This is a genomic window from Psychroserpens sp. (assembly GCF_036960315.1).
Taxonomy (GTDB): Bacteria; Bacteroidota; Bacteroidia; order Flavobacteriales; family Flavobacteriaceae; genus Psychroserpens.
The window spans coordinates 38740-62880 of sequence record NZ_JBALVR010000006.1 but is presented as its reverse complement, the minus strand read 5'-3'; the positions used below and the strand labels follow the sequence as shown (position 1 = coordinate 62880).

The following is a 24141-nucleotide window of genomic DNA, read 5'->3' as shown; positions in this document are numbered from 1 at the left end:
TGATAATCCATTTATGAGTCAACCTATAAAATACGCGGTTTTTGGTGCAGGAAGTTGGGCAACTGCCATTGTAAAGATGCTTTGCGAAAATTTAGATGAAGTCGGTTGGTATATGCGAAGTGTGTATACAAAAGAGCATTTATTAAAAGAGCAGCACAATCCAAGTTATTTAAGTTCTGTAGAGTTTAAAACTGAACAGCTCAAGTTAAGCAATGATATTAATGAGATTGCAGAATGGGCAGATGTATTGATTTTCGTAATTCCGTCGGCTTTTATGTATTCGGAATTAGAAAAACTCACCTTTGATATTTCGCAAAAAACAATTGTCTCAGCAGTAAAAGGAATTATTCCTGAAACCGGATTATTAGTAGGGGAGCATTTTCATGATATATACCATATTCCGTTTGAAAATGTTGCTGTTATTGCTGGACCATGTCACGCAGAAGAGGTCGCACTTGAACGCTTATCGTATTTAACGATTTCATGTGCAGATGCCGAAAAAGCACAAGCGATTGCAGATACTTTATCTAGCAATTATATCAAAACTAAAATTAGTGATGATATTATTGGTACCGAATATGCAGTCATGCTAAAAAACATTTACGCGATTGCAGCTGGTATTGCTCACGGATTGGGTTATGGTGACAACTTCCAGAGTGTATTGATGAGTAATGCTATTCGTGAAATGAAGCGCTTTATCAAAAAAATGCATAAGATGAAACGAAATATCAACAACTCAGCTTATTTAGGTGATTTACTAGTTACAGGTTACTCTGTGTTTTCTCGAAATAGAATGTTTGGAAACATGATTGGTAAAGGTTACACCGTGAAATCGGCACAAATGGAAATGAGTATGGTTGCCGAAGGGTATTATGCGACTAAAAGTGCTTTTTTACTTAACGAAAAGAATAAAAAGAAAACTCAACTTCCTATAATTAATGCAGTTTACGATATTTTATATGAAGGAAAAGATGCTAAAAAAGTATTTAAAAAATTGACGGATAAGTTGGATTAGTTTAACTGTCATCCTGAACTTGATTCAGGATCTCATCTCAATAGATCCCTCTACTTCTGTTACTTCACCAAAACCCCTTTTAATTGCATTAAAGGAATCGTTTGTAAAGCCTTGGCATTAATCGTATTCTTCCTAAACAGGTACGTTTTGTCTAACATTTGATTACCCTCAAAAAACGTTACTTTAAACTCATTATTAAGTTTGAGCACATCATTTTGCATAAACTCTATTTTAGCATAACTTCTTGCTGGTAATAAGGTTACGGTATGACGCATCACAGGTGTGATTTTATCTTCGGAATATCCTTTTGACACAATCAAAACCGTATCTAAATCGACATCTTTATTATTGATGATATAAGCATTCCAATCATCAGTTTTATATTCGGGATGTTGCTCTTGAACGACTGCAACAATAACGTCTTCTACTTTTGGGATTAGGATGTCTTTTTTCATGGTCACAAAGCTAAGACATTAAGTTTAAACTTAAAATTTAGGCTCTTGATATTCTCACTAAAATAGTCGAACTTCGTTAGGCATTCAAAATCTAAAAACAATCCCATATTATGAGATTCACCTTGATATTCTTCTTTTTCACGCAATTGGTAATTGCACAAGATATCAGTGGAACAATTCTAGATTCTGAAACAAATGAACCCATTGAAAATGTCACTGTTTATTTTGAAAAGGATAACATTGGGACAGTTTCTGATGCCAGCGGAACATTCAGTCTTAAGCTGAGTTCTAAATTCACCAAAACAGATACTTTACAGTTTTCGCTTATAGGTTATCATTCCAAAATGATAGCAGTAACCACATTCACAAAAATTAATAACACCATTTACCTTTCTAAAAAACTAGAGAGTCTTGATCAAGTTGTCGTCAATTCATCTAAAAAACTAAATGCTAGAATAAATTTCAAAACATTGAAATCCTTAAAAACTGGCGTTTCTGCTTTTGGCTCTCAAGTTGTCGGTAATTACATTTACGTGATTAGTGGAAATTCATCATATATTGAAGACTCTGGGAAAAGAGCGCTTATGGCAGTGAACAACTTACCAGAAGCTACGCTTGGTGATCTTATTAAAGAATTAAGACAAAACTTTTCTTTTGAAGACTATACTGACAAACTTCAAATTTATGATATTCAAGACAACAGTTGGTCAGTAGCTGAAACTACATTTAGAAAACGAGCCTATCATAATCTCAATTGCTATGGAAATGAGCTCTATAGTTTAGGTGGAAAACGATTGTCAGTCAACAGAAAAAAGGAATATCTAGATGATAAGATTGAAGTGTATGATATGAATTCTAAACAAATTATAATCGATCACACCAATCCACATCAAGCTGTAAACTTTACATCGCTTACTTATCACGACAATATCATCGTTATGGGAGGTTCAACTTCAAAAAAGGAAAAAGGAAAAAAAGTATATTCAGATGTATCTCATATCTACAATATAACTTCTGGAAATTGGTATGAGCTCCCTAAAATGAAAACGGCTAAGGAAACACAAGGCGTAATTATAGACAACACCATATATCTTATTGGTGGTTATAATGAAAAGGCGTTGAAAGACATAGAATCGTATAATATAACAACTGGAACATGGAACACAGAAGGCGAACTATTCTACGAGATGGAGCGTCCTGCTTTAGCTGTCCATGAACATACCATCTATATGTTTAATGATGGTAAACTATTAACTTATGATACGACAACCGATCTATTAGAAGCCTACAAAATTAATTTAGATCTCGAGCATCCAAAGATGCACTATCATCAAAATAAACTCTATATAATTGGCGGTTATCTATTAAACGACTATTCAAAAGCGGCTTCATCAAATCTATATGTTATAAACCTTGATGAATTTGATAAAACAAAGCCTATAAGCTCAAATAAAATTGACTAGAGTGCACTCTTAAACTGCTCTAAGAAACGCACATCGTTTTCGCTTAGTAAACGAATATCACTAATTTGGTGCAATAGTAATGCAATACGATCGATTCCCATACCAAAAGCAAAACCTGAATATTCTTTAGAATCGATACCACAGTTTTCTAAAACATTAGGATCTACCATACCACAACCCATGATTTCTAACCAACCAGTTCCTTTGGTCATTTTATAATCGGTTTCGGTTTCTAATCCCCAATACACATCTACCTCAGCACTTGGCTCTGTAAATGGGAAATACGATGGACGCAAACGAATTTTAGACTTCCCGAACATTTCGGTAGTAAAATATTGTAAGGTTTGCTTTAAATCGGCAAAACTCACATCCTTATCAATGTACAAACCTTCTACTTGGTGAAAGAAACAGTGTGAACGTGCCGAAATCGCTTCGTTACGAAATACACGACCCGGTGAAATCGTACGAATTGGTGGTTTATTCTCTTCCATATAACGCACTTGTACTGAACTGGTATGCGTACGTAATAATATATCAGGATCTGTTTGAATGAAAAATGTGTCCTGCATATCACGAGCAGGATGGTATTCTGGTAAGTTTAATGCCGTAAAGTTATGCCAATCATCTTCAATTTCTGGACCTTCACTCACATTGAATCCAATGCGAGAAAAGATATCTATAATTTGGTTTTTTACGATAGAAATTGGATGACGCGCACCAATCTCTATAGGTTCGCCAGGACGTGATAAGTCGCCATAGATACCAGCAGTATTTTCTTTGCTTTCTAATTCTTCATTTAAACTCTTAACTTTTTCTTCGGCAGTTTTTTTAAGTTGGTTAATAGTTTGACCAAACTCTTTTTTCTGCTCATTTGCTACATTTTTAAATTCTGCAAAGTATTGTTTCAGAAGTCCTTTAGATCCTAAATATTTGATACGGAATGCCTCAACCTCTTCTTTAGATTGTGATTTAAATGCTTCTGCTTCTGCTATGAGTTCTTTGATCTTATCTATCATATGTCCTAAAAATGAAATGCAAATTTAATGAATTTATCCAAATTCGCGTTAGCGATGGAGGCATTTGTTGAAGCTCTCTAGGTACTTTTTGCCTAGAAGCGACTGCCGAGAGCGCGACCCTTGTGGTAACGCCCAAATTATTAAACTATAAATTCGGTTTCGATAAAATAGTTGACAATGGCATCTTTCATTAAGACACTTTGTTCGCCTGCTTTTAGAGGTGGTAATTCTTCTTTGACCTTGTAATGAGGCCAACCGTCTTCATCTGCAAAATCGAACTCGTAATACCCATAAGGCGATAACAACTTACAAATGGCAATATGCATTAAATCTAGCTTGTGATCTTTTTTGAATTTTCTATCCAACTGTCCCAACTCTTGAACACCAATGAGATAAATAATGGCATCCAAATCTAGAGGATCACCATCTGAAAATCGTGCAGATAACTTTTCTACGACTTGCTCCCAACGTTGCTTTAATTGCTCATCTCTTGCCATATATCAAATTCAAAATTTTAAGATTTCAAAGTTACTAAACTATGTGATGGATTTTAGCGTTATCTATTTAAAATCGTAAAAATTATGTACGTTTGTTAAAACCGATTAACTATGGCATTGATTGATATTATTTTAGGAGCACTTTTATTGTTTGGACTCATACGAGGCTTTATGAAAGGGCTTTTTGTAGAAGTAGCATCTCTAGTCGCACTTGTGGCTGGGGTTTATGGTGCAATTCACTTTAGTGATTTTGCTGCTAAATTTCTGGATAGTAAAGTGGACTGGGATGAAAAATACATTAACATTGTTGCTTTTGCCATTACTTTTGTCATCATTGTTTTAATTATCTCACTTGCAGGAAAAGCGCTAACAAAACTCGCAGATTTTGCTGCACTAGGTATTTTAAACAAATTGCTTGGTGGTGTATTTGGCGCACTAAAAACAGGATTGATTTTAAGCGTAGTGCTTATTGTGTTTGATAATATGAATAATTCTATTCCTTTTGCTGATGAAGAAGACTTAGAAGAGTCCATTCTCTACAAACCTGTAAAAGGATTGGCTCCAATGATTTTTCCAAGTATTTTAAATAAAGGAAAAGACGATCCTAATGAAGACGTATCAGAGGATAACTAACAGGCATAAAAAAATCACCTATTTCCACAGACAGTTTTTATCTCATTGCGAAGATTTTAATCTAGATGATAGATTTCCATAATGTCTTTTAGATACTTTTCAAAATCTATTTTTAAATCAATAAGTTTCCCTGTATGAACATCAAAAACCCAACCATGTACCTTTAAACCTCTATCTCTGTAAGCTTTTTGTACTGCAGCAGTTTTAATCAAATTAACACATTGTTCTTGAACATTGAGTTCTACGAGTCTGTCATACTTTTGTTCTTCGTCTTCGATTGCATTTAGTTCATCACGATGTATTCTATAGACATCTCTAATATTACGTAACCATCCATTAAGCACACCTAAATCAGCCGACTGCATAGCTGCTTTTACTCCTCCACAGGCATAGTGACCACAGACAACAACGTGATTTACTTTTAAATGAGTAACAGCATATTCTACAACAGACATTGCGTTTAGGTCAATTCCTGAAACCATATTGGCTATATTACGATGCACAAAAACATCTCCAGGGCCAAGTCCCATTAAGTCCTCAGCAGTCACTCTACTATCTGAACAACCTATATAAAGCAATTCTGGATTTTGGCCTTTTCCTAATTCTTCAAAGTAATTTGAATTAACAGCTAATTTATCCTTGATCCACTTTTCGTTGTTCTTAAATACATTATCTAAATTCATAATTTTTAGTTCTTAGTTCTCAATATTGAGCGTTTGTTAATGATTATCCTTCATATTTAATTTAATCCAAGACAAGCAGTCTCTGAATGATTTGAAGATATGTTCTTCTGAAATAAAGTCTGGAATTATATCGATACGCTCCATCATGTATCGTGGTTGCTTCAATAAGCTCACAAACAACACCTCGACATCTTTTGTTTTTAATTCTTGAAGCATATCTTCCATCGCATATAAACCAGATTGGTCCATATACTGCATTCTACCCAATCGTAATATGACTGTCTTGGCAGAATCAGGAATTTGTTGTGTTAATGCTTGAAAATCGCTAGTTGAACCAAAGAACAAAGGTCCTTTAAGGTGTTTAATAAATACTTCTTCTTTTAAGTTCTTAGGAAAATCTACTTCATCTGCCCATACCTCTTCTTTTAATGATTTGACATCAGAGCGTTCAGCAGTTAAATCTCCTATTTTCTTCATAAACATTAAAGATGCAATAACCAAACCGATGCCCACTGCATAGATTAAATCCCAAAATGTGGATAGTAACAATACCACAAGCATAATTAATACTTCAGAACTTAATTTAAAAGGCCCTAACTTCATGTCTCTTGGTAAACTAGGAATTGCTTTTAAACCTTTATAATCCATAACACCAATTCCTACTGTGATTAAGATTCCGGCTAATACTGCTGCTGGAATTTTAGAGGCAATAGGTCCTAAGCCTAACAGAATAACTAGCAACATTACACCTGCAATCATTCCTGACAGTTTAGTTTTACCGCCAGAATTAATATTAACTACAGTTCTTATGGTTGCTCCTGCTCCAGGAATACCGCCAAACAAAGCAGCAATACTATTTCCAATACCTTGCCCTACCAATTCTTTGTTAGGGTTGTGTTTGGTCTTCGTCATATTATCTGCAACAACGCTCGTCAATAAAGAATCTATAGCTCCTAAAAGTGCTAATGTTAAAGCTGAAAATATATAAGGTGTGATGCTACCAAAACTAAAATCAGAAAACATCTCGAATTTAGGTATAGGGATTCCGGTTGGGATTTCTTCAATGCGTATATATTTTAAATCAAACCCAACAGCAATGCCAGACATAACGACCAAAGCGACTAAGGAACTTGGCACTTTTTTAGTTATCCGTTTAAACCCAAAGACTATAAAAATCGTCCCTAGAGCTAAGCCAAGTTCTAACCAGTTGACATTTTTAATGGCTCGTGGAATCACTTTTAAAGCCCCTAAAGCTCCAGAAGCTTCTTTGGCTGCTAACGTTTTTGATTCTTGGAGAATATCTTCAGGAGTAATTTTATCAGCTCTATCAATAGTCACCTTAAAATCCTCTAGTACTAAGATCCCTTCTCCAGCTTCTTCTTTTAAGATATTTTCTAACATTACCTCCTCTGCTTGAGGCTTAAATTCCTCAACAAATGCCATATCTTCTTTTGGGTAATACCCTAAGGAAGGTAAGATTTGGGTTATGATAATAATGAGTCCGATAGCAGTCATAAAACCTGAGACTACAGGATACGGTATATATCTAATATATTTACCCAACCCAATTGCACCTAAGCCAATTTGCATTAAACCTGCCAATAAAAATACGGTAAGTATGGCTGGTAACGCTTTAGAAACATCACCATCATTTGCAGCGATAATGCCCGCAACAACAATCATACTCACAGCAGTCATAGGAGCCGTAGGACCGGATATTTGGGTTGGTGTACCTCCAAATAATGCAGCAAAGAAACTTATAAAAATAGCGCCATATAATCCAGCGCTTGGGCCAAGACCAGATGATACACCAAATGCTAAGGCCAATGGTAACGCTACAATTCCAGCGGTAATTCCTCCAAAGGCATCGCCTTTAATGTTAGAAAATAAGTTCTTCATAGTTCAGTTGTTGTGTTAATCTTCTAAGTTAGTTTAATTTTTTAAATTATTAAAAATTGTAAAACCCATCTAATTAAAAATTAATGAAAGCAATTATATTGATTTGATCTCTTCCAGAGGTTTCAAAAAACTGGTTCATATAACCTAATTCTAATCGCAATGCCTTTGAAAATTCATAACCTAAGCCTCCATAGACTCTATTTCTGTCAAAAACGGAAGTTTCGGTATTAAGAAAAATCTCATTGTATACCGAAAGATATAATGGGTTCTTTTTGTCCTCTTTATATTGTAGCGGAATTTTAATTCCTAAGAAATATCTGAAACGCATTTTAAAATCATTTTCAACAAAACGCTGTTCAAATCGATAACGATGACTTAAACCTACCTTACCTACTTTTTGCTTTGTTATAAACTGTTGAAAAATACGATGCTCTTCTATGGACACTTTATCATTAGTATCATCTATATAGTTTTCAGATAAAATATAACCATAACCCAAGAGAATATTATTGTTGTTTTCGGTTAAGTTGTAACCCAAACCCGTACGCAACAATAATTGTTCTAAATCATCAATGGCATCATAATTTCTATACTGAACCTCATTATGAATATTCCATTTAGAATTTAGTTTTTTATTTCCTATATAGATTAACCAATTTCCCAAATTACTATCTTGACTTATTGCATAAAAAGGCAACACTAACGATAACGCTAGTGTTGCAATTAAGTTTTTCTTTTTAATTTTAAATTTCATCACCATTTAGCAAATGATTTTTTAGTAAAACTCAACTATACCTGTATTGATATCATACATAGCACCAACAATTCTAATCTCCTCGTTTTTCTCCATTTCAGATAATATTGGGCTTTCATTATGAATTCTATCTATAGTTAATTGAACGTTCTTCTTAGAGACTGCATCTACAAAATCTACATTTTTAGAGGTTCGCAAACTTTCCTCAGCAGGCTCCGAAACAGCATTTACTGCAGGTGTGATTTTTTCTATTAATTTGGTTAAATTACCCATTTCGGCATGGTCGCAAGCTCCTTTTATTGCTCCACAACTTGTATGGCCTAGTACAACGATTAGTTTTGTTCCGGCCAATTTACAGGCAAACTCCATACTTCCTAAAATATCTTCGTTGACAAAATTACCTGCTATCCTTACACTAAAAATATCACCAAGACCTTGATCGAAAACCAGTTCTGCCGAAACTCTAGAATCTATACAGCTCAATATAGTTGCAAATGGAAATTGCCCATCACTTGTATCATTAACCTGCTCTAACAGATTACGATTTGCTTTTAAATTATTTTCAAATCTCTTATTTCCTTCTACTAAAAATTGTAATGCCTTTTCCGGCGTCATTGTTGTTTGGGTTTCTTTTGTATGTGCTTTCATGTGTTTTGTTTTATATTTATTTATTCCTGTGTTTAATAGATTTGCAACTTATTATGAGCCCGAAACTAATAACGAAACATTTAACTTGCTTACTATTTCTTTTAGCGGTATTTCAATTAAATCATGGGTGTCTTTAGTTGTAACTTTAGCTCTATCAACACATAGTAAATCAATATTATTTTTTAATATATATTTAGAAAGGGTCGTCATTGTATTAGCATTTTGTTCAAACACGTACTCGACAATTTCTTCTCTATTAACAGCAGATTGGTTTACTATTTCTTTTTGACCATTAATGACCTTAAAGGCTTTTAAAGGCTTTTGTGAATGACTAAATATACTTTTGGTTAATTCAGTACTAAAAGACATATTCAAACTATTCAATATACCTAATGATAGTTCTTTGTTTGGCTCTAAGGCATTTTCCTCTGATGCTATCACTATTGCTCCATCATAATTTTTAATAACAAAGTCAGTGACATTATCCCCAATAAAACTAAGTGGTTTAGATTTCCTTTTTCCTAGTATGATAACATCCGGTTTATACGATTGAATATAATCCGCTATCTCACTTTTTACATTGCCAAAAGCATGACTGAAGCCAATAGGAATATCATAATCTTTAGATACTGGTTCTATTAGATTTTGTATGTCACTACCTGTTTCCAAATAAGCCCTATTAATAGTCCTAATCGCAGATAATTGACTTTCTTTTTCTACAACTTCTGTTGGTTTTTTTACATGGAAAAAGCGCAAATCTCCATCAATCATTTTGGCAAGGCTAACACCACTTATTATTGCGTTAACCGTAGTGTCTTTCATATCTGAAAGCACCAATATTTTATATGTGTTATTTTTCATGATATTCCTTTTTTACGCCGTTTTAGGTCTTAATTTAAAAAACTCGATAAAACTATCTGGGTTTTCAACGATTCCTAGTTCTGAAATAAGCTGAATATCAATCTGTCGTTCTTTAGCTTTGAAGGCAAAATCATCTAATATTTCAATAATATCATTATCTAAATATCTTGTTTTACGAACATCTAATTCTAAGTATGTATCTCTTGGTAAACTATCCAATTCTTTCAAAATAGCGCCTTTATTGAAAAATGTCACTTCTTCTGCAAGTGTCATTTTAATTTTATGCTTTCCGTTACTTTTATCTTCAATGTGTAAGAAGTGAGAGTTTTGAAAACTCTTTATCAATATCACCACAATACCAACAACTAATCCCAAGCCTATTCCCCACAGTAGATCTATAAATATGATTCCCAAAACAGTTACAAAAAATGGAATAGATTGTTTCCAACCCATCTCATACATTTTTTTGAATAATGATGGTTTTGCTAATTTAAATCCGACAATAAACAGAATTGCAGCTAGTACAGATAACGGAATCATATTTAATAATCTCGGAATTAAAATCACCGAAATCAATAATAAAAACCCGTGAATAATTGCCGACATTTTACCACGCCCTCCAGATTGGATATTAGCAGAACTTCTAACAATTACCTGAGTAATTGGCAAACCACCAATCATACCCGAAATAATATTACCTGTACCTTGAGCCAATAACTCCCTATTAGTTGGTGTTACATTTTTATGTGGATCGAGTTTATCAGTCGCTTCAACACAAAGTAAAGTTTCTAAACTCGCGACAAGTGCAATCGTAAAAGCAACAATCCAGACTTGAGGGTTTGTTATAGCTGAAAAATTTGGCAAACTAAACTGTCCGAAAAATGACGCAGCATCTCCTGGAATTGGCACACTCACTAAATGTGATTGTTCAATACCTAAAGTATCATGAGACTTTGTGATTAGGAAATAAATAATTCCAACAACAACAGCTACTAAAGGCCCTTGAATTAATTTAAAAACCTTTCCTTTCTTAGACAACACTTTATCCCACAATAATAAAATAGCTAAGCCAACAATTCCAATCATTGTTGAACCTAATTGAATGTGATCAAAAATATTCAATAATTGAGTTATGGTGCTTTCTCCATTTACATTAAATAAGGTAAACGCCTTGTCATAACCAAAAAAATGAGGAATCTGCTTTAGAATAATAATAATCCCAATACCTGTTAACATTCCTTTTATTACCGAAGACGGGAAGTAGTACCCAATAATTCCGGCTTTAAGTATACCAAATATCAGTTGAATAACTCCTCCTAGAACAACGGCAACTAAAAAGTTTTGATAACCTCCTAGAGTTCCTATTGCGGTTAATACAATTGCAGCTAATCCTGCTGCTGGTCCACTAACTCCAATTTTGGAACCGCTTAATCCGCCAACAACAATACCTCCAATAATTCCAGCAATAACTCCCGAAAAAAGAGGTGCTCCACTGGCTAATGCAATACCTAAACATAATGGTAATGCAACAAAAAATACGACTATACTCGCAGGTAAGTCATTTTTAATAGTTTTAAACATGTATAAATTCATTTGTGCTAAAGAAAAACTCGATAGCTAATTTTAATAATTTTTTTAGGACCAAGCTGTCCAAATATTTTAAAAAATTATGAAATGAATTCGGGTGGTGGGGAAATTAAATTAAGATGAGGCTTAGGATATGTTTTAAAAGTATATCCCAAATGCTCTCTATTGTTAGAAGTAATAAAACTCTCTATTTCAATTTCTAAATCGACAACAAATTTTTCAAATTCTTTGTTGTTTTCATTTCCTTTTTCTTCCTCTTCTTCAGAAATATCATAGAAAAAAGAAATATCGATGGTGTCATCTATAGCCATGACTATTGTTGGCGCTGTGACAAGCGACAAAAACATAAGTGAAAATAAAATTGCAATTAAGCTTTTATTCATGGTTGAATTAGAAAGAAGCAAATATAAACTTAGATTCCGGAATTTTTGTTAAAGAATCTTTAAAAATTCTTCACCATTTTAATATCAATACTAGCAACCCAACCTGTTTTACCATCGGAAAGTTTGATTTTTTTCCAGTTAGAAACTGTATCTAACACTTGAACTTTTGTGCCTTCGTGAAGTTTAAAGGCTTCTGAACTTCTTAAATTAGGTTCACTTTTAATTTGTGCTTCTTTAGCAAAGACAATTGCTGGCCGATTATTATCTGCTAATTTATATTTATGAAATGCAAAAGCAAGTGCCACAAATACTAATAGTAAACAGGCTAAACTCGACACAAATGCAAAACGCTTTTTTGAAGTACTATATGAAAAATAATAGACCATGAATAATACCACAAAAAACACAACCAATCCAACAGCCGTTTTAGCCCAATTATCAAAACTCATGGTATTTGTAACAGTTTTGATAAGTCTTGAAAAACCAACTTCTGGGACAATTTCAATATCATCAATCGTCATATTTCTGGCATAGGCAATATTATTTTTGATATCCTTATCATTAGGTTTCAGTAATAATGCCTTTTCATAAAAATAGATACTAGGAGCAATGTGGTTGAGTTTATAATGTGCATTGGCCATATTGAAATACAACGCTGCCGAATGTTGTTCTGTTTCCAAAACAGCCTTATACTTTTCTAAAGCATCGTCAAATTTGCCTTCGTTATATAAGGTATTGGCCTGTTCAAAAACAGTTTCATTTTGTGCAAAAGACAAAGTGCTTATTAGAAACGTAAGTATGTAAATCAGGTGTTTCATCATTACTTTATTTCTTTATCAATAATTGAAATGGTTGACGCCGCTTTTTCATAATCCTGCTGCATTTCTACATTAGTAATTGGTGTATATCTCGCCAACTCACAGTGCTCTAAAATGCTAATAAATTCTATTACTGTAGGCTCGTCAACCTGTCGTTCAATAAGAATCTCTTCTATCTTTTCTTTGCTGAAATCACTAGTTTCAATACGAAGTTTTGCCTTTAAATAATTATGCAATGCTTTTTCTAGAGCAATGTAAAATGCTTCTTTATTTCCCAGGGACTTCTTAGCTTCACTTAGGTAACGTTTCGCCAATCTATCTGCTTTTCTAATTTTATTTCCGAAGACATCTGCATTGCGTTCATCACGTTTTTTACGATAGAACATGGCTAACGGGATTACTAAAAACGGAACCAATAATGAACTCCAGAATCCAGCAGACTTAAAGAAATTGTTTTTCAAAATCGGTTGAAGGTTGGCTTCCGTTTTAACGAATGCAAACTGATCACTATTTAACGTAATTCCTTTTTTATTACTATCAGCTATTGCCAAATTATCATCACCTGAAGAATTATTAATAGGTCCTTCAATAACATCTATAATAATCTCTCCTGAAGACACACGTTTATACGTTTCGGTTTGTAAATCAAAATAGGAGAACGACACACTCGGAATTGGATATTTTCCTCTGTACTGCGGTATAATTGTATAGTTGTCAGATATTGAACCTTGCATTCCGCCCAAATTCGTTCTCACATTTTCATTATGTTCAGGTTCGTAAACCTCTAAAGAACTTGGAAGCGTTAACTTTGGCAATTCAAACAATTTTAGGTTGCCTTTTCCTATTACCTCAACTCTTGCTTGTAAAGATTCTGAAGCATTTAATTCAGATTTTGAAGTAATCACATTAAACTTAAAATCACCAACTGCTCCTGTAAAATCATCTGGTTGACCTTTTTCAGGTAATGGCTTTACATTTAAGGTTCTGCTTCCTGCAGAAACCGTTCGATTCACCTCTGCCATATGTCTTCCGCCAAAAATATTTTTTCGGCGTGTCGGTACTTCAACAGTTAGATCAAGGGTTAAAGGTTCGATTTCTAGCTTACCTGATTTTTGAGGATAGAGAACCGCTTTCTTAAGTACTACATAACGATAGTCTTTGCCTTTGTATTTTCCGTTCTGAATTCTTAAACCTTTAACATCAATTTTCTGACTCCAAAAATCATTATATCTAGGATTATCAACTTCTCTCCAATTACTAACACCTATGTCTGTCGACACATAGAGTTTGTAAACCACTGTAATAGCTTCGTTAAGATATGGATCTGTTTTTGAGACTTCGGCTACCAAATGGATGCTCTCTGAAGCGACACCTTCAACATTATCTGGATCGTTTGGTCGTTTCACAGCATTGGTCACTTCAACAGTAACCGCTTTGGTTTTAAAAATATTTTTTCCAATCTCAATGGTCGCTGAATTGATTTTAATTTTCCCTTTACGCTTTGGTGCTAAAAAATAGCTGTAGGTTTTTGAATAAGAGTGTTTTCCATTAAGCCAAGAGTTACTTACAGACGTATTTGGCCCAGCAACTACGGTAAAATTTGCGAAATCTGGCGGATTAAAATTATCGCCATCCTTATTCATTACGAAATCAATGCGTAAACGTTCATTTACACCAAATTTAGTCTTACTCACTTTAGTTTCAAATTTCACTTGTGCGAAAGTGATACTTGAAGTCAGTAGAATAAAAAGAATAGTTATGTGTTTTAGGGTGTTCATTTAAATGTTAACCGATATCTTTTATTTTACAGTAACAGTGACCATGTTCTTTTCAAGCGTTTTGCTTACAGGTTGCATAATGTAACTTGGACCACTCACCACTTTAAAATCGTTAAACTCTAGAGGTGTAAAACTGTCTTCCTCTGTATTCATTTCAAAATCCATGCGAATAGGTTCGTTTAAACCAACTGCATCTTTATTTATTTTAGTTTCAAAACTGACTTGGGCAGCTACTACACCTGACGATAATATCGTTAGTAGCAATAGGGTTTGTTTTATTAATTTCATGTCGTTTTGATTTTGATTGATATTTATTACCAGTCTTTCTCTGGTTTTGTTTTTGGCCCTTTTTGCTTTTCAGCATTTATTTTTTCTTGAACTTTTTGTTCTTGATTATTCATAGCTTTTAGCAAATTCTTGATTTGCTGAGGTGATAATTGACCAGGTTGAGGCTTAGGTTTTCCTTTTTGCTTCTGGTCATCTTTCTTCTCGCCTTCACCCTGATCTTTATCATCTTTAGGCTTGCCTTCCTCATCCTTTTGGTCATCACCCTCTTTTTTATCTTGATCGCCTTCGTCTTTAGGGTCCTCTTTTTTCTCGTCTTCCTTTTTATCTTCTTTCTTGTCTTCGTCTTCTTTATCCTCGTCTTTTTTATCTTCTTCTTTATCTTTTTCCTGCTGTTGTTGTTCTGCACATATTTTTGCTATTGCCAAATTGTAGCGCGTTTCATCATCAGTAGGATCATTTCGCAATGCGTTTTTATAAGCTTCAACCGCTTCTTTACACAATTCTTCCTTCATCAGGATATTACCAATATTGTGGAAAGCTTTATGTTTTTCAGTTTTAGATGTGGCATTTCCGGCAGCTTCTGTATGACGATATAAAGCCTCTTCATAGTTGGCGTTTTCATAATAGGTGTTCCCCAAATTATAAGAACCTGCAACTACTGATGGTGCTTTTGAGATGGCTTTTCTATATTCCTTTTCTGCGGAAATATAGTTCTCGGCTTCGACCAATTCATTAGCTTCAAAAACATAATTCTTGGCAGTATCAAGCTTCAATTGCTTCTCCTTTTCTTTGTCTTTATCTTGAGCAAAAGACAATGTTGTGAACAAGGCTGTACAAATAATAAAAAGCGTTTTCATTTTAGTTTTTTCTTTAAACACTGTTTCGAGGCAAATTTCCTCCCTTTTTCCGGTATTATAACAACCTACTTTGAAATTATAGGTAGATTCATACTATCCAAACAGCAATATAAAAAACTGTAAGACTGTATATAGTTAAAGATTTTATAAAATATTAATCTTCGATAGTGATTAAAAGTTCTCGTTAAAAAGATTTAGTCGTTTTAACCATCCTGTTTTTCGCTCTAAGAAGAAAATATCTAAGAACAAAAAGAAAAGTCCGAAGCCTAAAAACCATTGGAATTGATCTTTATAATCGGCAAACTCTTTGGCTTCAAATTCGGTTTTATCCATTCGATTTAAAATGTCTTTGATTTCTTCAATAACTTCAGCAGTATTATTTCCTTTAATATAAGCGCCTTTGGCTTCTTTGGCGATATCCTTTAGGGTTTCTTCATTGAGTTTGGTAATAACAGTTTCGCCTTGGTTATCTTTTTTATAATTTAAAAGCACACCGTTTCGTTTGATTGGAATTGGTCCACCTTTCACATCACCAACACCTATGGTAAAAATCCGGATACCTTCTTCGCTTGCTTCTTCTGCCACATTACTTGCTACATTGCTATGATCTTCACCATCGGAAATGATAATCAACACACGGTTAGTTTGTTCTTCGTCATCAAAATAGGTTTTTGATAATTCAATAGCTTCGTTGATTGCTGTTCCTTGTGAAGACAACATATCTGTATTCATTTGGTTTAAGAACATTTTAGCCGAAGCATAATCTGTTGTAATAGGTAATTGCGGAAACGCTTTTCCTGCATAAGCGATAATCCCAACGCGATCACTCGCAAGGTTATTGATAATTTGATTAATTAGTTGTTTCGATTTCTCTAATCGGTTTGGTGCGACATCTTCGGCAAGCATACTTTTTGACACATCTAGGGCAAATACAATATCAACACCTAGACGCTTAACTGTTTCTAGTTTAGTCCCAATTTTTGGATTGACTAATGCGATGGCCAAACATCCAAAAGCTAGACATAGTACCGCAATTTTCAATATGGATTTAAACAACGATTGGTTTGGACTTAATCGTTTTAATAACTTACTCTTGGCAAAACGTTTTTGCGTTCTGTATTTCCAAATTTGAAGTATAACAAATAGTAAGATGATTGCTGGGATAGCCAGCAATATCCAAAACCATACTTTTTCTTCTAGTTGAAAATCAAACATTGTTTGTTGTTTATTCGTTTTTTGCGGAATCGTGGAATTGTTTTACCACGACACCTAAATATTAATTTTCCCAATTACAACTTCTGTCATCGAGCACTAAACTCTATTACACAAAACTTCTAAAAACAGTTAATCTAAGTAAAGCTTCTAAGAGCAATAATGCTAAAGCTATCAGCACCAACGGACGATATTTTTCATCGTAAGTGGTATACTTTATTTCTTCGATATCAGTTTTTTCCAGTTTATTTATTTCGTTATAAATTTCTCTTAATTTCTTGTTATCTGTTGCTCTAAAATACCTGCCACCAGTAACATCAGCTATTTCGTTAAGTAACTCTTCATCAATCTCAACTTGTACTCTTCTATATTGAAAGTTTCCGTTAGGTAAAATCGAATAAGGGGATAATGCCATGCCATTAGTTCCTAAGCCAATCGTGTATACTTTAATTTCATATTCGACCGCTAATTCGCTGGCAATGGTTGGATCTATAAATCCAGAATTATTGACACCATCGGTTAATAAAATGATAATCTTACTCTTAGCTTTACTGTCTTTTAAGCGGTTCACTGAGGTTGCTAAACCCATACCGATTGCTGTTCCGCTTTCTATAATTTCATTGTATTTCACATCTCTAAGGGAACGCAACACGATACCCTTATCGCTAGTAATTGGTGTTTTGGTATAACTTTCTCCTGCATATTCTACAAGACCTATTCTGTCATTTGGTCGTCCTTGTATAAACTCTGCAGCCACTTTTTTTAAGGCTTCCAAACGGTTTGGTAGTAAATCTTTTGCCAACATACTTGCCGATACATCGATTGCCATAACAATATCTATACCCTTGGTAGTTTTGGTTTTAGTGGTCTCATCTGAAGTTCTTGGTCTTGCCAATGCAACGATTAGAAATGCCAAAGCCAATAAACGTAATACAAATAACAATGGACGTAGTTTTGGCAAAATAGAATTCCCAACTTTAAACCCTTTAATGCTTGATATTTTAAGTTCTGCTGTTTGGCGTTTACGTTTTATAACATACCATAGGATTGCCAGTGGCAGTAGTAAAAACAACCAGAAAAACTCTTTATTTAAAAACTCAATTCCTTCAAACATTATTCTTCGATTTTTTTGAGTTCTACAGATTCTAAAACGCGATCCATAATCTGATCTGCATAATCGTCTTGATTATTCCAAATCAAGGCAATTTTTTGCAATACCGATTTGTCATCTGATACAAAAATAAGAATGACATACTCACCACTTCTATACTCATCTTTTACATTTGATGGAAATTCTCCTGTTCCATAGACTTTTAATCCTTCGGCTGCATTTGGCGTAATAAACTGTTCCTGTTTTACTAACAAATTTCTTGCACCATTATTTTCTAATAACTTGATGGTTTCTTCAACCGCCCCATCAACATCAATATCTTCGCCTTCTTTAAGTTGGTATCTCGTCGTACCAACACCTATATTAAATGCGGTATCTATATTTCCGAAAGAGAACGCTGTGTGCTTTACAGTTTGAGTGCTATCTATAGCTTGAACTTCCGTGCGCTCTAGAACCACAGGAGTAGAAATCATAATTGGAGGCACTCCATAATCACTTCTTACCCAGTCGCCTTCCAACAGTTCTTTGGTTTCATTTCCGACAATACTATCTGTTACATAGCTAAAGCCATATTTGAGTCCGAAACCAACATAAGTTGCAATTAGAATCAAAATACTTGCAGATACTGTCAATAAAACCTTTTTTCGCTTTTTCTTGCGCTCTTGTTCTTCTTTGTATTGTTGATTGAGTAATTTCTCTTCTTCAGTAAGCTCAGGCAAAGCCTCTCTCACTTGATCGATCTCAACATCAACAGTATTTCTATCTAATTTTGCGAGTTCAATATCTGGCGCAGACTTAGCGAATTTCACTAAATCGGCACGCTTCAATATCGTTTCAATATTGTTGATATCCTCAGTACTCAAATCGATTTTATTAGCATCGCGAAGCAGACCGAGTCGATCTATTAATTCATCTGTTGTACTTTCTAATGCTCTATCGTACACTTTCTCATCTAGATATTTTCTGATGATAAAGGTTAATTCAGAATAGTAATCTTTTAATTCGGCCTTTTGAAGATAATCGCGTTCATCTAATTTTTGTAAAGCCAATTTCGCCCTATGATAAGGCGGAAGCATGGCAATTTCTTCTTCTTCAGTTAGTGGCTTTTTTCGCCATATAAACCAATACAATAAGAAAGCTGCTAAAGCTAACGGTAATAAGATATAGAGAAGATATTTCCACCAATTGCTCGATGCTTTCTCTACCTCTATCATTGGTTTGATATCGTAAAGGTTCTGTTTAGTTGTATCAATTGCGACTGTATTAACCTCAACGTTTAGCGAATCGGTAAAAAAGGTTTTGGTGCCAATAATTATTTTCTGCTTCGGAATCATGTAGGAACCCGAATCAAACTGTGTTAAGCCATAAGACTTAATTAGCTTAAATTTTGCGTCTTTTTTAGTGGTATCAATCTTGTAAGATTCAATCATCTCCAAAGGCATGAAGGTTTGCCCTTCTGGAAACACAACCAAATCTGTAGTATCAGCTTCTACCTGAATTTTATAGGTAATCTGTTCGCCTATTCTAATTTTAGTGGTGTCTATTGAAGAGGTAACTTGAGCAGTTAAGCATAAAGGCATAAGTAAAAAGGCAATAGCAAATACTGCTAGAACCTTAGCTCTATCATTACTCCTTTTTTTATACAATTCTATTCTCTTCACTTTTAACTTTTAACTTGATTAACCTCTTCTTTTAAAATAGCCCAACAATTTTTTCACATAACTTTCATCTACGCGACAATCGATTGTTCCAGAACCAGATTTCGTAAACGTATCCCTGAAGTACTCTACTTTTTCGTTGTAATATTTGCTATAATTCTGCCTCACGGTTTTGGATGCTGTATTGACTAAAACCAATTCTCCAGACTCTTCATCTTCCATTTGAACCATTCCCAAATTTGGAATAGATTCTTCATGCTTGTCATAGACTCTAATTCCGGTAATATCATGGCGACCAGCTGAAATTTTCAAATTTTGCTTATAGTCATCTGCAATAAAATCGCTAAGCACAAAAACGATAGCTCTCTTTTTCATCACATTAGACAAAAACTTAAGTGCTTCGGAAATATTAGTGAGTTTACTTTTAGGCTTAAACTCTATAAGTTCGCGAATGATTCGTAACACATGCGAGCGTCCTTTTTTTGGTGGAATATAAAGTTCAATATTATCAGAAAACAATATAAGACCAATTTTATCATTATTTTGAGTTGCCGAAAAGGCTAATGTAGCTGCTATTTCGGTAACGATTTCATTTTTAAATTGCTCATCAGTACCAAACAATTCAGATCCTGAAATATCAACCATAAGCATCATGGTCAATTCGCGTTCTTCCTCAAAAACCTTAATAAATGGCTCGTTGTAACGCGCAGTGACATTCCAATCGATATTACGAACATCATCACCAAATTGATACTGACGAACTTCAGAAAAAGTCATACCACGACCTTTGAACGTCGAATGATATTCGCCTCCAAATATATGATTAGACAAACGGCGTGTCTTAATCTCAATTTTTCGTACCTTTTTTAGTAATTCCTTAGTATCCATTTATTTTCGCTTTCGCTCAATTAGTATTAAGTCGTTATTACAAAGTAGCAAGTATTAACTAGTTACTAATCCCTTTGTGCTTTTTACTGATGCGCAGCATCTACTAAGGCACTTCGATTTCATTAACAATCTTATTGATGATGTCTTCAGAGGTGACACTTTCTGCTTCTGCTTCGTAAGTGAGTCCTATTCTGTGACGCAATACATCATGAACTATAGCACGAACATCTTCAGGAATAACATAACCTCTACGTTTGATAAATGCATAACATTTTGCTGCTGTCGCTAAGTTGATACTCCCACGAGGAGACGCTCCAAAAGAAATGAGTGGTTTTAAATCGGCCAGTCCATATTGCTCTGGGTAACGTGTTGCAAAAATGATATCAAGAATATATTTTTCAATTTTCTCATCCATGTAGACTTCTCTAACAACGTCTTGTGCTTTTAAAATTTGAGCTACAGAAACAACAGGATTTACCTTTTCCCAATTGCCCTTAAGGTTCGCTCTCATGATCAATTGCTCTTCTGCTTGTTTAGGATAATCGATAACTGTTTTTAACATAAAACGGTCAATCTGAGCTTCTGGTAATGGGTATGTTCCTTCTTGCTCTATTGGGTTTTGAGTTGCCATTACTAAAAATGGTTTATCTAAGATATAAGTTTCGTCACCAATAGTTACCTGCTTTTCTTGCATGGCTTCCAATAACGCTGATTGTACTTTAGCTGGTGCTCTATTAATCTCATCTGCCAGAACGAAATTTGCAAATATTGGCCCTTTTTTAATAGAAAAATCGTTGATTTTCATATTGTAAATAAGGGTTCCTACAACATCTGCTGGTAATAAATCTGGAGTAAACTGAATTCTACTAAAGCTTCCATCAACTGCTTGAGCTAAGGTATTAATGGCTAAAGTTTTCGCTAGTCCAGGGACACCTTCCAATAAAATATGTCCTCGTCCTAACAATCCAATAAGTAATCGTTCTACCATGTGTTTTTGTCCAACGATGACTTTGTTCATTTCCATCATTAACAAATCAACAAAAGCACTTTCTTTCTCAATTTTTTCGTTAATGCTCTTAATGTCAATTGTTCCTGTTTCTTCCATTATATATAGATTTTAAACGCTGTGATTATCTCTAATTAATTTAGTTACGCAAATTGTTAATTTTTTTGCTGTGATGCTGTTAAGAATTGGTTAAAACTTAGCATTACTAATGTATTAAAACATCATATAAACAAAGAGCAGCACCAATTGGTGCTGCTCTTTGTTTTATTATTAAAAAATGAAGGCTTATTAAAACAATTCAAATCGCCTCAAAAGGGTATTCATTTTAGGATTAAGTTCTGCATTTCCTTCTGAAGTTAATTCAATAGAATCATCAAGATTAAACTCAATAACAAACTCATATAACGAATTAGCTTTCAATTGTTTCTCGACAATGTTTACTGGACCATTTTCGTGTTCTGGAGCCATATCCAAAACATATTCTACGCTATTTTTTATAGCCGAATTTTGGTCGCCTAAAACTAATTTAATACTATAGATAAATTCTGAAGGCACTTCATCAAAATCAACCAGAGTCACAATTTGACTATCTGTTATATTAGTTAAATCATGAATTCCTGTATTGATTGTATTTAAAGTCATCCAAGCATTAGGATCATTTTTATCTTCTAAAACTCTAAATTGAACTTCTAGTACATCAATATTTACTTTACTAAATACACTTTGAGTGCCTTGAAGCTTTACAGTAACTAAACTACTGTTTTCAAAAGTCTCTGTGTCATACTCCTTAGAGCAACTTGTTACCAGAAACAAAAACAAAAGACTGTAAATGGCGGTTTTGCCTGTATGGAAATAGTTCATGATTGGGACATTGAATTAATTACAAAACAATGATACCTCATTCTTCAATATTTGACTATTTTTATACGTGAATTGCAAAAAAAACCATACAAACAGAAAAAAAAGTGAAATACTCTCGATTAATAGCAGGTACAATGACTTGGGGACGTTGGGGAAAACAACTCTCAAAAAAGGAAACCATTGACCTCATGCATCATTGCATAGAGCAAGGCATTACAACCTTTGATCATGCAGATATTTATGGTGGTTATACTACAGAAGCCGATTTTGGTAATGCTTTCGCGGAAAGTGATATAAAAAGAGACCATATAGAATTGATTAGCAAATGTGGTATTCAATATGAAAGTGATAACAGAAAAAATACCATAAAACACTATGATTATAGTAAGGACTATATTATTTGGTCTACTGAAACCTCTTTAAAGCATTTAAAAACAGACTATTTAGATCTATTACTACTGCATAGACCTAGTCCCTTAATGCAACCAGATGAGGTTGCTGAAGCCGTTTCTGAATTAAAAAAAAGAGGCCTAATTAAGAACTTTGGCGTATCTAATTTCACACCATCGCAAATGGCACTATTATCTAAATCAACAGCTGTTTCTGTAAATCAAATTGAATTCTCTCTAACCCAACATACAGCCATGCATGATGGCTCTTTAGATCATATGATGACCAATACTATAATTCCTATGGCTTGGTCTCCTTTGGGTAGTGTGTTTAGAGAAGACACCGAACAAACTCGCCAAATTCACAAGCAACTTGGCGAATTATTAGATAAATACAGTGCAACCGAAGATCAATTACTTTTGGCTTGGACATTAAAGCATCCTTCACACATTCATCCTGTGATTGGGACAACAACTAAAAAAAGAATTTCGGATGCTGTAAAAGCTGCAAATATCGATTTAGAATTAGAAGATTGGTTTAAAATATTAGTGGCTTGTCAAGGTCATAAAGTGCCATGAAAAAGTAAGTAGTTTGCCGTTACTTATCCGAATGAATAAAAATGTATAAATGAAACGAATAACTCTCACCTTCTTGACTATAGTCTTTGTGGTTATAGGTTTGTTTGCATTTAAAAGCAATCAGGATATTAACGATCCAAAAATTCTAACCCATACCGTTGATTTAAAAAAGCAACATTTAAAATTCTATTTACAAAATGACAACGGCATTAAATTTGGAAATCATAGTAACTTAAAAAAAGCCCTAGAAAACACCAATCAAAACTTACTTTTTGCTATGAACGGCGGCATGTATCTCAAAGATGGTTCTCCTCAAGGTTTGTATATTGAAAACGGCATCACGAAAGCCAAAATTGACACTGCAAAAAAAGGTTACGGTAATTTCTATTTACAACCGAATGGCATCTTTTATATTACGAAAGATCATAAAGGTGTCGTATGTAAAACATCCGATTTTAATCCTAACCCTAATATTACATATGCTACTCAGTCTGGACCAATGCTTGTTATTGAAAATGAAATTCATTCTGTATTTGTGAAAGACTCCAAACATTTCAACATAAGAAATGGTGTGGGTATTTTACCAAATGGCAATCTATTGTTTGCCATGTCAAAGGATACCATAACATTATATGATTTTGCTGATTTTTTTAAAAGCAATGGTTGTAAAAATGCATTATACCTTGATGGTAAAATCTCTAAAACTTACCTTCCGAAGAAAAAATGGGAGCAATTAGATGGTGATTTTGGAGTTATAATTGCTGAGACCAAAAATTAAATATTGAGATTCCCGTTTTCATGG

At 34.1% G+C, this 24141-nt stretch carries 25 protein-coding genes; 5 read left to right on the top strand and 20 right to left on the bottom strand.

Annotated features, from left to right (window positions below; translation table 11 throughout):
* The first annotated feature begins 13 nt into the window (after window positions 1–13).
* Complete coding sequence (locus V7719_RS11420; protein WP_335730203.1) at window positions 14–1015, top strand: NAD(P)H-dependent glycerol-3-phosphate dehydrogenase; 1002 nt, start codon at window positions 14–16, stop codon at window positions 1013–1015.
* 59 nt (window positions 1016–1074) lie between these two features.
* On the opposite strand, the gene V7719_RS11415 is transcribed toward V7719_RS11420, so the two are convergent.
* Window positions 1075–1470 (bottom strand): hypothetical protein, encoded by a 396-nt coding sequence (locus tag V7719_RS11415; RefSeq protein WP_335730041.1) that lies wholly within the window; start codon window positions 1468–1470, stop codon window positions 1075–1077.
* 110 nt (window positions 1471–1580) lie between these two features.
* Here V7719_RS11415 and V7719_RS11410 point away from each other — a divergent pair, with 110 nt between their 5' ends.
* A complete protein-coding gene (locus tag V7719_RS11410; protein ID WP_335730040.1) occupies window positions 1581–2933 on the top strand; it encodes a Kelch repeat-containing protein in 1353 nt (450 codons plus the stop codon).
* On the opposite strand, the gene pheS is transcribed toward V7719_RS11410, so the two are convergent.
* Together pheS and V7719_RS11400 are read right to left on the bottom strand one after the other, a co-directional pair.
* Window positions 2930–3949: a phenylalanine--tRNA ligase subunit alpha gene (gene pheS, locus V7719_RS11405; protein WP_335730039.1), complete on the bottom strand. Its 1020-nt coding sequence runs from the start codon at window positions 3947–3949 to the stop codon at window positions 2930–2932. The two genes, V7719_RS11410 and pheS, sit on opposite strands and share 4 nt — an antisense overlap.
* 140 nt (window positions 3950–4089) lie before the next feature.
* On the bottom strand, window positions 4090–4446 hold the full coding sequence (locus tag V7719_RS11400; protein ID WP_335730038.1) for a hypothetical protein: 357 nt from the start codon (window positions 4444–4446) through the stop codon (window positions 4090–4092).
* Window positions 4447–4557: 111 nt separating this feature from the next.
* On the opposite strand from V7719_RS11400, the gene V7719_RS11395 reads away from it, so the two are divergent.
* Window positions 4558–5079 carry a CvpA family protein gene (locus V7719_RS11395; protein WP_335730037.1) on the top strand — a complete coding sequence of 174 codons (522 nt, stop codon included), beginning with the start codon at window positions 4558–4560 and terminating at the stop codon, window positions 5077–5079.
* A gap of 56 nt (window positions 5080–5135) precedes the next feature.
* Here the strand turns inward: V7719_RS11395 and V7719_RS11390 are convergent, their stop codons facing one another.
* The 17 genes from V7719_RS11390 to V7719_RS11310 all read right to left on the bottom strand — a co-directional run bounded on the left by V7719_RS11390 (window position 5136) and on the right by V7719_RS11310 (window position 22371).
* Window positions 5136–5762: a carbonic anhydrase gene (locus V7719_RS11390; RefSeq protein ID WP_335730036.1), complete on the bottom strand. Its 627-nt coding sequence runs from the start codon at window positions 5760–5762 to the stop codon at window positions 5136–5138.
* Window positions 5763–5798: 36 nt separating this feature from the next.
* Window positions 5799–7661, bottom strand: coding sequence for a SulP family inorganic anion transporter (locus tag V7719_RS11385; RefSeq protein WP_335730035.1), 1863 nt, complete (start codon window positions 7659–7661; stop codon window positions 5799–5801).
* Window positions 7662–7734: 73 nt separating this feature from the next.
* Window positions 7735–8415, bottom strand: coding sequence for a DUF2490 domain-containing protein (locus V7719_RS11380; protein WP_335730034.1), 681 nt, complete (start codon window positions 8413–8415; stop codon window positions 7735–7737).
* 21 nt (window positions 8416–8436) lie between these two features.
* On the bottom strand, window positions 8437–9063 hold the full coding sequence (locus tag V7719_RS11375; protein ID WP_335730033.1) for a carbonic anhydrase family protein: 627 nt from the start codon (window positions 9061–9063) through the stop codon (window positions 8437–8439).
* A 51-nt stretch (window positions 9064–9114) separates the two neighbouring features.
* Window positions 9115–9924, bottom strand: a complete 810-nt coding sequence (locus V7719_RS11370) for a universal stress protein (RefSeq protein ID WP_335730032.1) — start codon at window positions 9922–9924, stop codon at window positions 9115–9117.
* A gap of 12 nt (window positions 9925–9936) precedes the next feature.
* Entirely contained in the window at window positions 9937–11505 is a 1569-nt protein-coding gene (locus tag V7719_RS11365) for a SulP family inorganic anion transporter (protein WP_335730031.1), read from the bottom strand.
* 86 nt (window positions 11506–11591) lie between these two features.
* Entirely contained in the window at window positions 11592–11894 is a 303-nt protein-coding gene (locus V7719_RS11360) for a hypothetical protein (protein ID WP_335730030.1), read from the bottom strand.
* A gap of 59 nt (window positions 11895–11953) precedes the next feature.
* The gene (locus V7719_RS11355; protein ID WP_335730029.1) at window positions 11954–12715 is read right to left on the bottom strand and encodes a tetratricopeptide repeat protein; all 762 of its coding nucleotides are present in this window, start codon (window positions 12713–12715) and stop codon (window positions 11954–11956) included.
* Window positions 12715–14490: a BatD family protein gene (locus tag V7719_RS11350; protein ID WP_335730028.1), complete on the bottom strand. Its 1776-nt coding sequence runs from the start codon at window positions 14488–14490 to the stop codon at window positions 12715–12717. The genes V7719_RS11355 and V7719_RS11350 overlap by 1 nt, the downstream gene beginning before the upstream one ends.
* 21 nt (window positions 14491–14511) lie before the next feature.
* Entirely contained in the window at window positions 14512–14778 is a 267-nt protein-coding gene (locus V7719_RS11345; RefSeq protein ID WP_335730027.1) for a hypothetical protein, read from the bottom strand.
* A gap of 26 nt (window positions 14779–14804) precedes the next feature.
* Entirely contained in the window at window positions 14805–15635 is an 831-nt protein-coding gene (locus V7719_RS11340; protein ID WP_335730026.1) for a tetratricopeptide repeat protein, read from the bottom strand.
* 171 nt (window positions 15636–15806) lie between these two features.
* Window positions 15807–16850 (bottom strand): vWA domain-containing protein, encoded by a 1044-nt coding sequence (locus V7719_RS11335; protein ID WP_335730025.1) that lies wholly within the window; start codon window positions 16848–16850, stop codon window positions 15807–15809.
* Between the two features lie 106 nt (window positions 16851–16956).
* Window positions 16957–17961, bottom strand: a complete 1005-nt coding sequence (locus tag V7719_RS11330; RefSeq protein WP_335730024.1) for a vWA domain-containing protein — start codon at window positions 17959–17961, stop codon at window positions 16957–16959.
* Window positions 17961–19619 (bottom strand): hypothetical protein, encoded by a 1659-nt coding sequence (locus V7719_RS11325; protein ID WP_335730023.1) that lies wholly within the window; start codon window positions 19617–19619, stop codon window positions 17961–17963. The genes V7719_RS11330 and V7719_RS11325 overlap by 1 nt, the downstream gene beginning before the upstream one ends.
* 18 nt (window positions 19620–19637) lie before the next feature.
* Entirely contained in the window at window positions 19638–20504 is an 867-nt protein-coding gene (locus V7719_RS11320; RefSeq protein WP_335730022.1) for a DUF58 domain-containing protein, read from the bottom strand.
* 103 nt (window positions 20505–20607) lie between these two features.
* Window positions 20608–21609 carry an AAA family ATPase gene (locus V7719_RS11315; RefSeq protein WP_335730021.1) on the bottom strand — a complete coding sequence of 334 codons (1002 nt, stop codon included), beginning with the start codon at window positions 21607–21609 and terminating at the stop codon, window positions 20608–20610.
* A gap of 189 nt (window positions 21610–21798) precedes the next feature.
* A complete protein-coding gene (locus V7719_RS11310; RefSeq protein WP_335730020.1) occupies window positions 21799–22371 on the bottom strand; it encodes a DUF4382 domain-containing protein in 573 nt (190 codons plus the stop codon).
* 104 nt (window positions 22372–22475) lie between these two features.
* Here V7719_RS11310 and V7719_RS11305 point away from each other — a divergent pair, with 104 nt between their 5' ends.
* Together V7719_RS11305 and V7719_RS11300 are read left to right on the top strand one after the other, a co-directional pair.
* On the top strand, window positions 22476–23339 hold the full coding sequence (locus V7719_RS11305; RefSeq protein WP_335730019.1) for an aldo/keto reductase: 864 nt from the start codon (window positions 22476–22478) through the stop codon (window positions 23337–23339).
* Window positions 23340–23388: 49 nt separating this feature from the next.
* Window positions 23389–24117 carry a phosphodiester glycosidase family protein gene (locus V7719_RS11300; protein WP_335730018.1) on the top strand — a complete coding sequence of 243 codons (729 nt, stop codon included), beginning with the start codon at window positions 23389–23391 and terminating at the stop codon, window positions 24115–24117.
* The last annotated feature ends 24 nt before the right edge of the window (window positions 24118–24141 follow it).